The organism is Gemmatimonadota bacterium, from assembly GCA_026387915.1.
In the GTDB taxonomy this organism is placed as follows: domain Bacteria; phylum Gemmatimonadota; class Gemmatimonadetes; order Gemmatimonadales; family Gemmatimonadaceae; genus Fen-1231.
Genome location: JAPLKS010000013.1, coordinates 254,933 through 270,505, shown reverse-complemented (window position 1 = coordinate 270,505; position 15,573 = coordinate 254,933). Strand labels below are relative to the sequence as shown.

The following is a 15,573-nucleotide window of genomic DNA, read 5'->3' as shown; positions in this document are numbered from 1 at the left end:
CCGTAACCCCTGTATGGCCCTTCCAGCCGCCACGCTCCGATTTCCTCACCACCGGGTGCTGCTGCATCGCACGCGGCTCGCGTACGTGCATCTCGGTCATCTCCTGACGGATGCGAAGCGCGACCGTGCGGCACGGGTGTACGGCTACGTGGCGGTGTGGCTGCCTGAGGAACTGCTGGTGTTGACGCTGCAGGAGGGCGAGGTGGTGAACACGGTGGCGACCACCGATGGGCTCTCGTTCCGCACGCTTTCGATTGCCGAAGCGTTGGCGAGTGTGCCGAGCGCGGCGGAAATCGGCGAAATCTGCTTTCACGAGGCAGACGACGAACAGCTCGCGACGATGCACTTCACGCAGACGACGGAGCCCCTCCCGTGGCCGCCCGAGCTGGCGACGGACGATGCGCAGGCACTGATGGCGTGGTTGCACGCGACGATGCACGACGGGGTGGTGGAGGTGTACATCGCCGGCGGGCTGAACTACGCGGTGCTGCGTCATGGTGAGGTGGTGCGTGGGTTTTTTGCGGATCCGACTTCCGGGCTCGCCGACGCGGCGCTGGCGGCGTTGGTGTTGCCGGGGCGGCTGGGCGCATCGCAGCGCCGGATTCGGTTGTTTGGGGTGCCGCCGCAGCTGCCGGTGCTAGCGGCGCCGGCGCTGATCACGGCGTACCGCGACCTCATGGCAGCGCTCGTGCGGCGGTTGGTGAGCGCTGGGCGCAACAGTGCACCGACGGTGGCGGAGCAGGCGCGGCAGTTACTGATTGCTCGTCATCCATCGCTCGAGCAGATGCCGTTTGGTGTGAGCGCAGGGCGCGACCCGGTGGCAGATGTGGCGACGTTGTCGGCGGCCGTCGGGGCGTGGATGTCGGAAATGCTGTTTGCGATGCCGCTCGACGACGTCACACCGGAACGGTTGCTGGGCGAGTTGACGCATGACCGCCGCCACATGTTCCAGAGTGCCGGGCTCTACGACGTGCTGCCGTGGAAGGCGCAGTGGTAACGGCGGCGGGCACGCTCTACGTGGTGAGCACGCCGATCGGCAACATGGGCGATCTGAGCGAGCGCGCCGTGGCCACGTTGCGCGCCGTGCAGGCGGTGCTCGCGGAGGACACGCGGCACTCGCGGCCATTGCTGGAGCGTTTTGGCATTGAGACCCAGTTAGTGGCGTATCACGAGCACAACGAAGCCAAAACAACACCAGGGATTGTGGAGCGCCTGCTCGGCGGCGCGTCGTATGCGCTGATCAGCGACGCGGGGACGCCGTTGCTTTCGGATCCCGGCGCGCGGCTCGTGCATGCGGCGATCGAGGCTGGCGTGGCGGTGTCGCCAATCCCTGGCGCGTCGGCGTTGCTCTCGGCGTTGGTGGGGGCTGGGATTCCCGCCGACCGGTTCACGTTCTACGGGTTTTTGCCGCGGAAGGGACGCGAGCGGAGCGCGTTGATTGACGAGATTGTGGGGAGTGCGCACACGGCCGTGGTGTACGAAGCGCCGCCGCGCGTGGCCGACACCCTCGCCGATCTCGCGGCCGCGGGCGCTGCCGAGCGGCCGGCGGCGGTGGCGCGCGAACTCACCAAGCAGTTTGAGGAGTTCCGGCGGGGAACGGTACGGGAGTTAGCGCTGTCGTACGAGGAGAAGGCCCCACGAGGGGAAGTCGTGCTCGTGGTGGGCGGCGCGGTGGCACCCGTGTTGGATGAAGAGGCATTGCGGGAGCGGGCTCGAGCCCTAAAGGAAACCGGGGTGAGCGCGCGTGACGTGGTGCGCGTATTGGTAGAGGAGATGCACGCGCCCAGAAACCTGGCTTACCGGATCGCACACGAATGATCAGCAAGGTGCTTGCAGTAGCGATTCTGGGTTCGGCCGCGCTGGTGGCGCGGCCGGAGGCCACGGCGGTGTCGCGCACTCGGTCGCGCCTGCCGGCGACGGGTGCGCGCGCTCGGGTGCGCGTGCCGGCGACACCGGCGGCGCCACGGCTCACTGTTGCGCGCCTGCAGTACGAGGGCGGGGGTGACTGGTACGCCAATCCATCGAGTCTTCCGAATCTTTTGCGCGCGATTCGTGAGCGCTCCGCCTTTGCGGTGGAGGCGGCCGAAGCCCGCGTGACACTGATGGACGACCGGCTGTGGGACTATCCGTTTTTGCACCTGACGGGGCACGGCAACATCGCGCTCAGCGAGCCGGAGGTGGTGCGTCTGCGCGAGTATCTCACGCGCGGCGGCTTTCTCCATGCGGACGACAACTACGGTCTCGACGAAAGTTTTCGTCGCGAGATGAAGCGCGTGTTTCCCGATCGCGAGTTGGTGGATGTGCCGCTCTCGCATCCGGTGTACCACATGGTGTACGAGTTCCCGAAGGGGTTACCGAAGGTCCACGAGCACGACGGCAAGCCGGCGCGCGGGTATGGGATGTTTATCGGAAACCGTTTGGCGGTGTACTACAGCTATTCGAGTGATCTCGGCAACGGGTGGGAAGACGTAGGCACGTACAGCGATCCGGCGGAGCTGCATGAGGCAGCGCTCCGGATGGGCGTGAACCTTTTTGTGTATGCCGTCACGAGTCGGCCCTCGCCATGAGCATTTGGGAACTGGTTGCGCGGGAACGCGCGCGGGTGTGGGGCTGGTTGGTGGCCGGAGTCTCGCTCCGGTCCGCCGCCGCGCTCGCGATGGTGCTGGCGCTCGGTGCCTGGTTGTTGGGTGGCACGCGCTGGATGCAGTTGCCGCCCATCGTGCCTTTTGCGGTGTGGGTGGTGGCGCTGGCGCTGGCGGCGTGGTTGTTGCGGCGCGGGATTCGCTCGGCGCGCGCGTCGGCTGAGCCGACCGCGATTGCTGACGTGGTGGAGCGTGAACAGCGCATGCGGCGTGGTGCGGTGCGCGGTCTCGTGGAGTTGGCCAACGACGGCAGCGTGTTTGTGCGAATCGCGTCGCAGAAACTCGGGGCGGAGTTGGGTCGAGTGAGCGGCGCGCTCGCGCCGGCGCTTATTGCGCGGTTGCGTCGGGCGGCGTTGGTGTCGGTGTTGGCGCTACTGCCGGCGGCCGCGTTTCTCGTGCTCGGTGCGGCACGCAGCGCGTCTGGGTGGCGCGCGTTAGCGCATCCGGTGGCCGCGTGGCGTGGGACGTTGCTCTCGCCCATTGTGATGGCCGACGTGCCGCATCGTGCGATGCGTGGCTCTCCGTTGCGGTTGACGGTGCGCGCGGCAGGGCGCACGTCGTTGGTGCTGAGGCGGCGCGCGACCGGCAATGCGTGGTCAGAGCAGACGGTGATGGTGACGAACGGCGTGGCGACTGCCGATGTGGGGCCGCTCGACGCAGACCTTACGGTGGTCGCGACCGACGGCCGCGCCACGAGCGACACACTCGTGGTGCGCGTCGTCGATCGGCCCTTCCTCGGCGATGTCGCGTTGCGCGCCGTGTATCCCGCGTATTTGCACAAGCCAACGGAAACGCTTCCAGGCGACGCCAACGTTCGCGTGCCAAAGGGCACGGAACTCTTGATAGATGGGCACGCCTCGGAGCCGTTGGCGAGCGTGACGCTCGCACAGGGCGGCGACAGCGTGCGCCTCGTGCCGTCGGATCGCCGATTCAGCGGGCATTTTGTGCCGCAGGCCACCGGGAGTTGGATGTGGACGGCGCGCGGACTCACCACGGCGATTGCCGATGTGCCGTCGCCGCTCGTGGTGGATGTGGTGCCGGACTCGGTGCCGGTGGCAGAGATTCTTGCGCCAGCGAGTGATTCACTCATTGCGCCGACGGACAAGATTGAGTTGCAACTGCTCGCGACGGATGATCACGCGTTGCAGTCGGTGTCGCTCAAGTTGTGGCGCGTGTCGCGCGACGGGCGTCCGGATGTGCCTGCCGTGGAGAAGCTCGGTGGCGCCGGCAGTCCGGAGTTTGCGACGGCGGTAATGATCGACCTCAAGAACTTTGTGCTCGGCGCTGGTGATGCGGTGCACGTGCAACTGGTGGCCCGCGACCAAACGCCGTGGGGGCAGGAAGGGGTGAGCCGCGAGCTGATTCTGCGCGTGCCGGCAACGGATGAGCAGCGCATTGCAGCGCGCGCCGCCGCCGACTCTGCCGCGTCGCGTGCGGCCGCAGCGGCCAAGGCGCAGGCGCAACTGATGCAGCGCACGACCGAAGCCGCCAACTCGCGCGGCGCCCGCCCCGAAGCGGGCAAAGCTGGGCAGCAGAACATGGCGTTCGACAAAGCGCAGCAGCAGAAAGCGCTGGCGAGCGACCAGAAGCAGATGGCCGAACGCGTGCAGCAGTTGCAACAGGCATCCAAGGCGCTCGAAGATCGGTTGCGCGCGGCCGGTGCGCTCGACACCGCGCTCGCGCAGCAGTTGCGCGATGCCCAGCGGATGTTGCGCGACGCCCTCACGCCCGAGATGCTCGACGCGCTCAAGAAGCTCGACAACGCCACGCAACAGCTCTCCACCGAGCAGAGCAAGATGTCGTTGCAACAGCTCGCCGAGCAGCAGAGGAAAATGCGCGAAGCGCTCGAGAAGAGCGCGGAGATTCTCAAGCGCGCGGCGCTTGAGGGCGCGATGCAGACGTTGCGCGACGAAGCGAAGGAGCTGGCCAAGCAACAGCGCGAAATGACGAGTGGCGACACGGCCACGCGTCGGCGTGCGACGGACGAGGCCAAGCAGCGCATGTCGCAACGCACGGAGCAGCTCGCCAAGGATATTGCGGCGCTCAAGGAGCGTTTGCAGAAGGAGCAGGCTGATCCGGCGGCGCGCAAAGCCACGGAAGCGCTGGCCGAAGCGATGAAGGCGCGCGATGCGCTCGACGGCAAGCAGCCGCAGGGTGAGCAGGAACAGGGCAAACAAGGCGAGCAGCAGCAGCCTGGCAAGCCTGGTCAGCAGGGGCAACAAAATCAGAAGGACCCGCAGGGGCAGCCCGGGCAGAAGGGGCAGCAAGGTCAGCAGGGTCAACAAGGCCAGCAGGGACAACAAGGCAAGCAGGGACAGGCCGGCGAGCAAGGAAAGCAGGGCGGAGAGGGGCAAAAGCAGGCCGGTCAGAAGGGTGCGCAGGGCGCCGGTCAGCAGGGGAACGATGCGGCCGCCGATGCGATGGACCGCGCGGCCGATGCGTTGGGTGAAGGGCGCAAGCAACAAGTGGAAGAGTGGAAGCAGGAAGTCACCGGTGAACTCGATCAGTCCATTCAGGAACTGATGCAGTTGGCGCGTCAGCAAGATCAGCTCGCGCAAAAGGCCAAGCAGAGTCCCAGTGATCCGTCGTTGCGATCGGAGCAGAGCGCGTTGCAGCAGGGCGTGCAGAAAGCGTCGGAGCGTTTGCAGGGTGAGTCGCGGCGCTCGGCGTTGGTGTCGCCCAAGTCGCAGAAAGCGGTGAGCGACGCGGAACAGAAGGTGGGGCAGGCCACGCGCGATGCATCGGAGGCGCGCACGCAGTCGCAGGCGGCGTCGACGATGAACGACGCGGCGAATGCGTTGCGGCAGGCGATTTCGTCGCTGGCGCGTGACCGCGAACGTGCCGGGCAGTCGCAGTCGGCGTCGGGGTTGCCCGAGTTGCTGGCGCAGTTGCAACAACTCGCGCAGGCGCAGGGCAGCCTGAACGGTCAGATGCAGAACTTCTTGCAGATGTCACAGCAGGCCAAGGCGCAGCAGCAGTCGCTGAGTGAAGACGCTAAGGCGCAGGGGCGTGCGTTGGCGCGCAATCAGCGTGATGTGGCGCGTCAACTCGACGAGGCGGGCGATGTCGATCCGTCCGGTCGCGCCGCGGAACTCGCAAAGGAAGCGCGCCAGCTGGCGCAGTCGCTGGAGCAGGGGGCCGTTGACCCCACGGTGATGGAGCGGCAGCAGCGTTTGTTCAAGCGGATGCTCGACGCGGGCAAGGCGCTTGAGAATGATCAAACGGATGAATCGGGACGTCGCGAGTCGAAGCCGGGCGATCAAAACAATCCGTTCGTTCCGCCGTCGGGTGCGGCGAGTGGACGCGCCGCGGTGAAGTACCGTGTGCCCGAGTGGAGTGAGCTGCGCGGCCTGAGCCCCGAAGAACGGCGGCTCGTGATTGAATACTTCCGCCGGCTGAACGGAGACAAACCGTGAGGCGTGGCGCCCTTCAGCGGCTTGCGGCGATGCTGGTCGTAGCCGCGGGCGCGTTGTGGTGCCCCCTGTCACCGGTCGCGGCGCAAGCGCAGAATGTGCTCGTGCAGCGCGCGATGGATCTTGAAAATGCCGGCAAGTGGCGCGACGCTGTGACCGCCTGGCGCACCGTGCTTTCCACCGGCGATGTCGCGCAGGGGATTCTCGGATTGGAGCGCGTGTATCAGCAGATGGGACAGGACGATTCCGTCCTGCCGCCGCTCGACAGCGCACTCGCGCGCTCGCCCAAAGACCGATTGCTCCACGGCGCGCAGTTGCGCGTGTTGCGCTCCCTTGGCCGTGACCGCGATGCGCGCGCGGCGTTTGCGGCGTGGACGCAGCTCGTGCCAAATGATCCGACGCCGTATCGCGAGTACGCGCAGCAACTGCTCAACGACGGTCGTGCTGCGCAAGCCGACACGGTGTTGCAGGAAGCATCACAAGCGTTGGGCGGCACCAAAACGTTGGTGATTGAGGTGGCGCAGTTGCGCGCCGCTCTCGGGCTGTGGGGGCAAGCAGGGCCCGCGTGGCGCGAGGCGCTGTTGAGCGAGATGTATCTTGAGCAAGCGGCGCTCTACTCGCTGTCTCCGGCACCGCGCGACCGTCGCGATTCCATTCGGACGGCGCTCCGCGCGCCGCCCATGCAGGCCCCGCTCATTCGTACGCTCGGTGCGCTGGAGTTGGCCTGGGGCGCCCCGCGCGAGGGGTGGCGCGTGCTCTCTGCGCTCACAGTGGCCGACAGCGCGTATCCCACTTGGAGCGATTTTGCCGACGACGCCGAGCGGCTGGGCGCGTGGCTGCCGGCGCGTGACGCGCTCGTGGCGATGATGGCGCTCCAGCCGAGTCCGGTGCTCACGGTGCGGGCCGCCAACGCGGCGCTGAACGGTGGTGAAGCCGCATCCGCCGTGGAACTCCTCGCGAAGGTGGCGCCCACGCTCAAGCCCTCGGTGCTACGCACGCAGGTGCTGCCGCTGCAGGTGCGTGCGTTGAGTGCGCTCGGGCGCGGCGCTGAGGTGGAAGCGCTCGTGGCGCGGCACGCAGACTCACTCGATGCGGGCACGCGACACGGCTTTGTGCGCCAGGTGGCGTGGGCGTGGATTCGGTCGGGCCAAATCGAAAAGGCGCGTGCCACGCTCGTTGGCGCGACCGGCGACGACGAAGACGAAGTGACCGCGTGGCTCGCGCTGTACGACGGCGATCTGCGCAAAGCACGCGCGGGGCTCAAGCGGCCAACGGAGTCGACGACGCAGGTGGTGCTGGCTATCGCCTTTCTGTCGCGGACCAAAGCCGACAGCGCGAAATCGGTTGGTGCCGCCTTTCTCTCGCTCGCGCGCGCCGATACGAATGATGCGGCTCGGCGATTTGAACGGTCGGCCGATGAACTTCCCGATGCCGCGGCGCTATTGTTGGGGGTGGCCGCGCGCTTGCGGAGCGCACGCCGCGATGATGCGGGGGCGATTGGCCTCTGGCAACGGATTGTGACCGATTATGCGGCGGCACCGGAAGCCGCCGAAGCAGACTTGGAATGGGGACGGACGTTGCGCCGGCACGGCGATGCCACGGGCGCTACGACGCGATTCGAACATTTGATTCTCACCTATCCGCGCAGCGCACTCGTGCCGCAGGCGCGACGGGAGCTAGACGGCTTGCGCACGGGAGCAGCGGAATGAACGGGACGGCATGGATGGATTGGGCGCGCCGCGGTACTGCCGTGCGGCGGATGGCGTTGGTGACGGCACTGCTCGGCGCGGCTGTTCGGTCGGTGCCGGCGCAGCACCTGCTCGTGCCAATGGACGACAGTCAGCAAAACCACCTCAAGGCCTACGGCCTGACCTTTGGCGTGCTCAAGGCCGGCGGCAAGGCCGAGTGGTTCTTGAACTACAAGGGTGGCAGCTTTCTGCTCCCCGACGACGCCCCCACACGGCGTCGTGCGGCGGTGGACGGCATTACGGTGCAACCGCTCGACGATGGCGCTGTGACGGCCATTCGCCGCGAGGTCGCGAGTTCGAATATGGACGCGGTCACGCTCGAGAAAGCGCCGCGCATCGCGATCTATGCGCCCGCCAAATCGCCGCCCTGGGATGACGCGGTGACGCTGGCGCTCAAGTATGCCGGCATCGAGTTCACGCAGATTTGGGACGACGAAGTCCTCAAGAGCGATCTCGGAAAATTCGACTGGATTCACTTGTTCCACGAAGATTTCACGGGGCAGCTCAACAAGCTGTACCTCGGATTTCGCGACGCCGGCTGGTTTATGGAACAGCGTGATCGCGATCTCGCCACCGCCCAACACAATGGTTTTCAGACCATTCCCGCGCTCAAGAAAGCCGTGGCGTGGCGGTTGCACGACTTTGTGCAGAAGGGTGGCTTTCTCTTTGCGATGTGCGGCGCCACGGAGACCATCGAACTCGCGATGGCAGCGCAGGGCGTGGACATCGCCGGCCCGTTCTCTGACGGCACACCGGTGGACCCCGATGCCGACAGTAAGATGGACTGGACGAGCGCCTTTGCCTTTCAGGGCGTGCATCTCGAAATGAGTTCCGGCGTCAACGCGATGAGCGATATCGACGGCCATCAAGTGAACGTGCCGGCGCGTCGGCAGGCGCTGGGGATGTTCACGCTGTTCAACTTCTCCGCCAAGTTTGATCCCGTCGCCACGATGCTGACGCAGAATCACCGCAAGGTCATTCCGGACTACTATGGCGTGACCACGTCCTTCAATCGCGCGGTGCTCAAGTCGGGCGTGACCGTGCTGGCGAGCGAAGACGGATCGCCGTGGGCCAAGTATCTGCACGGGGATTTCGGTCGCGGATCATGGACCTATCTTGGCGGTCACGATCCGGAAGACCCGCAGCACAACATCGGCGCGGCGCCCACCGACCTCGGCTTGCACACGGGTTCGCCCGGTTATCGACTGATCTTGAACAACGTGCTGTTTCCGGCCGCCAAGAAGAAGCCGCTCAAGACGTGACCGAAGACACCACCGGGTCCCGACTCGCGGCCGGACCCGCGAAGGCCATTCGCACGGCTATCACGCTCGCTGGCGGCAACGAAGTCTGCTTCGCATGCACCGTGGATGATGCGGGCGTGATCACCGCCGCGCGCCCCGTCGCCCGCGGCGACGTGCGCAGTGTGCTGGCACTCCCCGGCTTTGCGCAACGCGGCGAGATGTTGGTGCACAACCATCCGTCGGGGATTCTCGACCCGTCGGGCCCCGACATGGAAATCGCCGCGCGGATGCACGACGACGGCATCGGCTTTGGCATCGTCAACAATCACGCGACGCGGCTCTATGTGGTGGTGGAAGTGCCGCGCGCCGCTTCGTTGGTAGCGCTCGATCCCGACGCGGTCAGCGCGCTGCTCGGTCCCGACGGCCCCGTGGCGCAGGCGATGGGACGGTACGAAGACCGTCCGAGCCAGCGCGAGATGGCAGCGCGCATTGCCAAGTTGTATTCGCATAACGGCATCGCGCTCATTGAAGCGGGCACCGGCGTGGGAAAATCGCTCGGCTATTTGATTCCCGCGCTGCGCTGGGCCGCGGCGAATGGCGAGCGCACGGTGGTGTCGACCAACACGATCACGTTGCAAGAGCAGCTGGTGGGGAAGGATCTCCCCTTTCTGGCTGGGGCGCTCACCGATCAGCCCGTGCGTTTTGCGCTACTCAAGGGGTGGCGCAACTATCTCTGCCTGCAACGTCTCGATCAAGCACGGGCGGCAGGCGGGTCGCTCTTCGAGAAAGATGCCGGCAACGAACTCGACGCATTAGCGGCGTGGGCGGAACGCACCTCCGACGGTTCCACCGCGGATTTGCCGTCACCGCCGCGGCAGGACGTGTGGGACGAAGTGAGCGCCGAAGCCGATTTGTGCACGCGCTTGCGATGCCCGCATTTCGCCAACTGTTTTGTCTTCATTGCCCGTCGGGCCGCGGCGCAGGCTGATGTGGTGGTGGCGAATCACCACCTGTTGATGGCCGATGTTGCCGTGCGCCGCGCGTCGCAGAACTGGTCGGATGCGGCGGTGCTCCCGTCGTACACGCGGCTGATTGTGGACGAAGGACATCATCTCGAAGACGCCGCAGCCGGACACCTTGGCCAGACCGCCACGCGTCGTGGCCTGCAACGCTTGTTCTCGCGCCTTGAGCGGCGCGGCAAAGGCTTGCTGCCCGCGCTGGATCGCAAACTCGCCACGGCTGGCGACTTGTTGAGCGCGGCCAGTCTCGACCTCGTGCGTGCGCGGCTCACCCCGTCCACGAACGCGTCGCGCATGCTCGCCTCGCGGTTGTTCGACTTGCTCGACGACTGGCTGGCCGGTCAGCGTGATGCGCAGGTGCGTCTCACCGACGCCTTTGAGGATGATCCCATCTGGCGCGTGGGGCTCAGCGTCACGCTCGACGATCTGTTGCGCGAGTTGGAGTTGCTCACCGAAGGACTCGTGATGGTGCGCGAGCGTTTTGAAGTGGACGAACGCAAGTCCGAAGAAATGGCGCCGCTCCTCAACGAACTGCGTGGCGTAATTCGCCGTCTCGACAACGCCGGCGATGCGCTGCGGAATGCGTTGCGGCCCTCGGCGGATGCGGAAAGTCGTGTGCGTTGGATTGAAGTGCGGCGCCAATCGCCGCGCGATGCCGACACGCGCGGCGAAGGTGGTGGCGAAGACCGCGGTGAGAGTGGCGGGGCCGGTGCCGGGCGCGGCTATAGCCGTGGCGATTCGGCGGAGAGCGGGGGCGATCGCAATGTGGTGGTGGCCTCGGTGCCGCTCGACCTCGCGCCGCTCCTGCGCGACAACTTGTTCCGGAAAGTGAAAACCTGCGTGGTCACGAGCGCCACGCTCTCGGTGGGCGACGGCTTTGATTTTATTGCGGGGCGTCTTGGGCTCGACGAAGATGACGTCGAGCCGGAAACAGTCTCGCTCCCGTCGCCCTTTGATTTTGCGCGGCAAGCGGTGCTCGCCATTCCCACCGATTTTCCAGCGCCGAATGTGGATGGCGCTCTGCATCTACGGCGCGTGGTGCAGGCCGCGGCGGATCTCGTCGAGGCGGCGGACGGTGGTGTCTTTCTGCTCTTTACGAGCCACCGCGATGTGAAAGAGGCAGCGCAGGCATTGCGCGCCCTCGGTGCCGATGCGCGTTGGCCCTTGCTCGTACACGGCGAGGATTCGCGCGACAACCTGCTGCGCCGGTTCCGTGAGTCTGGGAACGCGGTGTTGATTGGCACCGCCACCTTCTGGGAAGGGGTGGACGTGCCGGGGCGCGCCTTGCGCGGGCTCCTGCTGGCGCGGGTGCCGTTCCGAGTGCCAAGCGAGCCGGTGACGGCGGCGCAGTGCGAGGCACTTGAGGCCACCGGCCGCGATGCATTTGCCGAGTATATGGTGCCACACGCTGCCCTCCGCCTGAAGCAGGGCTTTGGGCGCCTCATTCGCACCGCCACCGACCGTGGCGCGGTGGTGCTCTGTGACCCGAGGGTTGTGAAAAAGTCGTACGGACGGGCCCTGATTGCTGGCCTGCCTCTCGCGCGTCGAATTGACGCGCCGTGGGCTGTGGTGCGGGACGAATTACGTAAGTTTTACGCGACCAAATCCATTTAGTGGGGTACATTAGAGTCATGGAAAAGCCAGGGAAAATTGTCTGCGTGGGGCGGAACTATCGCGAACACGCCAAGGAAATGGGCAATGACGTGCCGACCGAGCCGCTACTCTTTCTGAAACCGCCATCGACGGTCATTCCGGCCGGTGCCGCGATTGAGTTGCCGCCCGATGCGGGGCGTATCGATTTTGAAGGCGAGCTCGGTATCGTCATTGGCACGGTGCTCCGCAAAGCGACTCCCGCCGAGTGTGAGGCGGGCGTGCGGGGCATTGTGGCGGCCAATGACGTGTCGGCTCGCGACTGGCAGAAGAACGACGGGCAGTGGGCGCGCGCCAAGGGTTCCGACACCTTCTTGCCGCTCGGCAGTGAGTCACACGCACCGTTCGACTTGGCCAACTTGACCGTGGTCTCGCGCCTCAACGGCGTCGAGCGCCAGCGGGCGAACTCTTCCGAGATGGTGTTCTCGGTGCCGACGCTTCTCTCGTACATCTCCCGCTATATCACGCTCGAGCCCGGCGATCTCGTCCTAACCGGCACGCCTGCTGGCGTGGCGCAGCTCTCGCCTGGGGACGTGGTGGAAATCGAGATCGTCGGTCATTCGAAGGTGTCGAGTCCCGTCGTGGCGGGACACGGCTGATCGTGAAGGGCAAGCGCCAGCTCATCACTGTCCTCGCTGATCGCCGCGAGCCGGACCGTCGCGGTCCGCTCGGCGTGGTGGCGGCGATGGTGCTGCACGTGCTGGGGTTGGCGCTGCTCGTTCGCATCGCGGTTGAGCCGCGCGTGTGGGATTTGTTTGAGGCGCAGACGCGCGAGCGCGTAAAGGTGGAGCACATTGGGTTTATTGCCATTCCGCGACCAGCGGAACAGCCGCATCAGCCGGCGCGCGCCGGTGGCGACAACCGCGTGGACACGGGCAAGCCGTCGCTGGCGCCGCCCGCGCTGGTGACACCGACGGTGGTGCCTTCGGCGATTCCGGAACCAGCAAAGACCGCGCCGCCGACTGCCGCCGAGGGCGGCAGTGGTCCGTTGGTGGGCGGTGGCGGCCCCACCAAGGGCGTGCGCCCCTCGTATGCCGACCCGCGCATCTGGATTCCCACGGGCCCCGTGGTGCGGGGGCCCAAGTCGCCTACGCAGCGGCTCGACAGCGCGATCATGGCGGGCATCCAGCAACTCGAGGATTCGCTCGAAAAGCTTCCCGCCGGCAAGAAGGCTGGCGACTGGACGGTGACGCGCAACGGCAAGAAGTACGGCATCGATCAGGGGTTGATTCACTTGGGCAACTTCTCGTTGCCCACAGCCCTTCTGGCATTGCTGCCGATCAACGCGCAGGCGAATCCGGTGGCGATGGAGCGCGATCGCCGCCTGTCGCAGATTCGGGGTGAAATTCTGGAGCAGGCCGCGAAGATGGCGCGTGACGATGAGTTCCGCGCGGCCGTGAAAGAACTGCGGCAGCGCAGGGAACGGGAGCGCGCCAAGAAGGCGGCGGACGACGCGGTTGCTCCGGTGCCGGTGCCGATCAAACCGTAAGGCGCGTGGGAGGGGCGGCCGCCGAGGCTGTCGGGCAAACCCTTCCACTGAACCATCTATAAATCACTGGCGAATGCCGTCGCGCGGCATATTCTCAATAGTATGACGCCGGTTACCAGTTCCCCACTAGCGGGCTCGCCTTCGGCTCTCGTGTCTTGGGTGGAGCGAATCGGGCGAGGCACGCGTCAACGGATCGCCGACCTCGGCGCCACGGCGCGCTTTCTGGGTGAGACGGCGCGATCGTTTGGAGAAGTGCGAACGTGGGCGCCGTTGTTTATGGATCAGGCGCGGCGACTGGGTGTGGACTCGCTCCCCATTGGATTGTTCATTGCCGCGTTTACGGGCATCGTTCTCGCGTTGCTGGCGAGCTACTCGTTTACCGGTGCCGTGCCGCTCTATTTTATTGGCACGCTCGTCGGTAAGACGGTGATCCTCGAGCTGGCACCGGTACTCACCGGCCTCGCGCTCGCGGGGCGCGTCGGCGCCAACATCGCCGCCGAGATCGGGACGATGCGCGTGACCGAGCAGATCGACGCGCTCGAGACGCTCGCGTACGATCCGCTCGCGTATCTCGTGGTGCCGCGCGTGCTGGCGGGGACGTTGATGTTTCCGGTGATTGTCGCCGCGGCTATGGTGATGGGCGTTTTTTGCGGATGGGCCGCGTCGGGTCTCTTGCTGAATGTGTCGAGCGCCGAGTTCCTCAAAGGATTGCGACTGTTCTTTCAAGTGTTTGATGTGCGCTACGGGCTGGTGAAGTCGGCGAGCTTTGGGCTTGCGGTCACCCTCATTGGTGCGCGCCGCGGGTTGAATGCACAGGGCGGAGCCGTGGGCGTCGGGAGTGCCTGCACATCGGCCGTGGTCTACTCGGCGGTGATGATTCTGGTGCTCGACGCGTTTTGGGCCGTGACTTGGTTGCTCGGACGGGAGGCAACTGCTCCATGAAGAACCGAACCAGTGATGTGATCGTTGGCGTGGTGGTGCTGGGGGTGATTGTCACGCTCCTCGCCTCGCTCGCGTGGGTCCAGCAATCCGACTTCGGGCAGCGGCGGAGTGAGGTGGTCGCGCGGGTGCGTGACGTGGGGAACGCGCGCGTCGGCAACGCCGTGGTGATTCGTGGCGTGATTGCCGGACGATTGCAGGCGATTGAGTTGGCGCCCGCCGGTTGGGTGCATGTGCGGATGAAGCTCGACCGCACCATGGAGATGCCGCCCAACGCGGTGGTGCTTCTGAACGAGTCCAGTCTCTTTGGCGAATGGCAGGCGACCATTCTCGAGCGCAGTGCGCTCCCGGCCGACGTCACGGTGCGTCAGCAAATTGCCGAAGCCACCGGCGAGCGGAACGTGTTGGCTGGCGCCTCGCTACCTGGGATCGGCAAACTGACGGCGGTGGCGGGGCAGATTGCCGGCGACGTGGCGAGCGTGGCCGCACGCGTGCAGGTGGCGTTCGACGACCAAGCTGCGCGCGAGTTGCGCAACTCCATCCGGAATGTCGCCGATCTTTCCACGGTGCTCTCGACCACAGTGCGCGCGCATGCATCGGACCTCGACACCGTGGCGGTCCAACTGCGCGCGGCGGTGACGTCACTCAACAAAACCGCGGCGAATGCGCAACGCATGGCGGAACAGCTCGACGCCTCCGCGACCTCGGGCGACGTGCGGAAAGTCGTGGACAACATTGCCGTGGCGTCGGTGGACCTGCGTCGCGCCACGCTTCAGGTACGCGAACTCGTCGAAAAGTTCACCGCCACGCAGGGGCGCCTCGACAGCTTCCTGGCGAATGGCGATTCGGTACTGAAGAAGGTGAACAGCGGACAGGGGTCGTTGGGATTGCTCGTCAACGACCCCTCGCTCTACCGCCGCAGCGACTCCTTGATGGTGCAGCTCAATGCACTCGTCGCCGACATCAAGGCGAATCCGGGACGCTACGTCAGGCTACGGATCTTCTAGTCAGTCGCGACGGAACACGCGCCCGCTCACAAACCCGAGCACAATCGCGCCGATCACCGCGAGCCCCGCGTGTTCCTTGATGAGCGCCCGGACATTGCGCGCCACCGTCCGTTTGCGATTGCCGCGCAGGAGCGCGGAGGTGTTCTCAAGGGTATCCGCGGTGTCATGCGCCACGGTCGTTACGCGATCTGCGCCAGCGTTGATCCGATCGGCGGCTGTTTCGAGGACGTCGGCGGTGGCATCGCGACCATTCCTGAATGCGGCAGCGGCTTTCTTCTGTGTGCGCGCGGCGGCGGCAGCGATGTCGTGGGTGTGGGTAAGGACGGCCATATGACCCTCCGGTGCAGGTGATCTTCCAACCCCTCACCGTCAAACTTGGTCGCGCCCGCGCCGTCCGCAGTCGGGGAAGGGGGCATAACGCACGC

Annotated in this window: 12 protein-coding genes; 11 read left to right on the top strand and 1 reads right to left on the bottom strand. The window is 65.9% G+C overall.

The genetic code is table 11. The annotated features are described in order from the left end of the window. Window positions 1–13: 13 nt before the first annotated feature. From NTZ43_08105 to NTZ43_08055, 11 genes are all read left to right on the top strand, one after another. Entirely contained in the window at window positions 14–997 is a 984-nt protein-coding gene (locus NTZ43_08105; protein MCX5767167.1) for a hypothetical protein, read from the top strand. Further along, window positions 979–1,818: a 16S rRNA (cytidine(1402)-2'-O)-methyltransferase gene (rsmI, locus tag NTZ43_08100; GenBank protein ID MCX5767166.1), complete on the top strand. Its 840-nt coding sequence runs from the start codon at window positions 979–981 to the stop codon at window positions 1,816–1,818. The genes NTZ43_08105 and rsmI overlap by 19 nt, the downstream gene beginning before the upstream one ends. After that, window positions 1,815–2,567, top strand: a complete 753-nt coding sequence (locus NTZ43_08095) for a DUF4159 domain-containing protein (GenBank protein MCX5767165.1) — start codon at window positions 1,815–1,817, stop codon at window positions 2,565–2,567. Before rsmI ends, NTZ43_08095 begins: the two co-directional genes overlap by 4 nt. Further along, a complete protein-coding gene (locus NTZ43_08090) occupies window positions 2,564–6,058 on the top strand; it encodes a DUF4175 family protein (protein ID MCX5767164.1) in 3,495 nt (1,164 codons plus the stop codon). The genes NTZ43_08095 and NTZ43_08090 overlap by 4 nt, the downstream gene beginning before the upstream one ends. After that, window positions 6,055–7,764 (top strand): hypothetical protein, encoded by a 1,710-nt coding sequence (locus NTZ43_08085; protein MCX5767163.1) that lies wholly within the window; start codon window positions 6,055–6,057, stop codon window positions 7,762–7,764. Before NTZ43_08090 ends, NTZ43_08085 begins: the two co-directional genes overlap by 4 nt. Then, the gene (locus NTZ43_08080) at window positions 7,761–9,065 is read left to right on the top strand and encodes an asparagine synthetase B (protein ID MCX5767162.1); all 1,305 of its coding nucleotides are present in this window, start codon (window positions 7,761–7,763) and stop codon (window positions 9,063–9,065) included. Before NTZ43_08085 ends, NTZ43_08080 begins: the two co-directional genes overlap by 4 nt. Then, complete coding sequence (locus tag NTZ43_08075; protein MCX5767161.1) at window positions 9,062–11,677, top strand: hypothetical protein; 2,616 nt, start codon at window positions 9,062–9,064, stop codon at window positions 11,675–11,677. Before NTZ43_08080 ends, NTZ43_08075 begins: the two co-directional genes overlap by 4 nt. 17 nt (window positions 11,678–11,694) lie before the next feature. Then, a complete protein-coding gene (locus NTZ43_08070) occupies window positions 11,695–12,312 on the top strand; it encodes a fumarylacetoacetate hydrolase family protein (GenBank protein ID MCX5767160.1) in 618 nt (205 codons plus the stop codon). Window positions 12,313–12,314: 2 nt separating this feature from the next. Continuing rightward, window positions 12,315–13,202, top strand: coding sequence for a hypothetical protein (locus NTZ43_08065; GenBank protein ID MCX5767159.1), 888 nt, complete (start codon window positions 12,315–12,317; stop codon window positions 13,200–13,202). A gap of 159 nt (window positions 13,203–13,361) precedes the next feature. After that, window positions 13,362–14,144, top strand: coding sequence for an ABC transporter permease (locus NTZ43_08060; GenBank protein MCX5767158.1), 783 nt, complete (start codon window positions 13,362–13,364; stop codon window positions 14,142–14,144). After that, entirely contained in the window at window positions 14,141–15,148 is a 1,008-nt protein-coding gene (locus tag NTZ43_08055; protein MCX5767157.1) for a hypothetical protein, read from the top strand. The genes NTZ43_08060 and NTZ43_08055 overlap by 4 nt, the downstream gene beginning before the upstream one ends. On the opposite strand, the gene NTZ43_08050 is transcribed toward NTZ43_08055, so the two are convergent. Beyond that, entirely contained in the window at window positions 15,149–15,478 is a 330-nt protein-coding gene (locus NTZ43_08050) for a hypothetical protein (protein ID MCX5767156.1), read from the bottom strand. Window positions 15,479–15,573 lie beyond the last annotated feature (95 nt).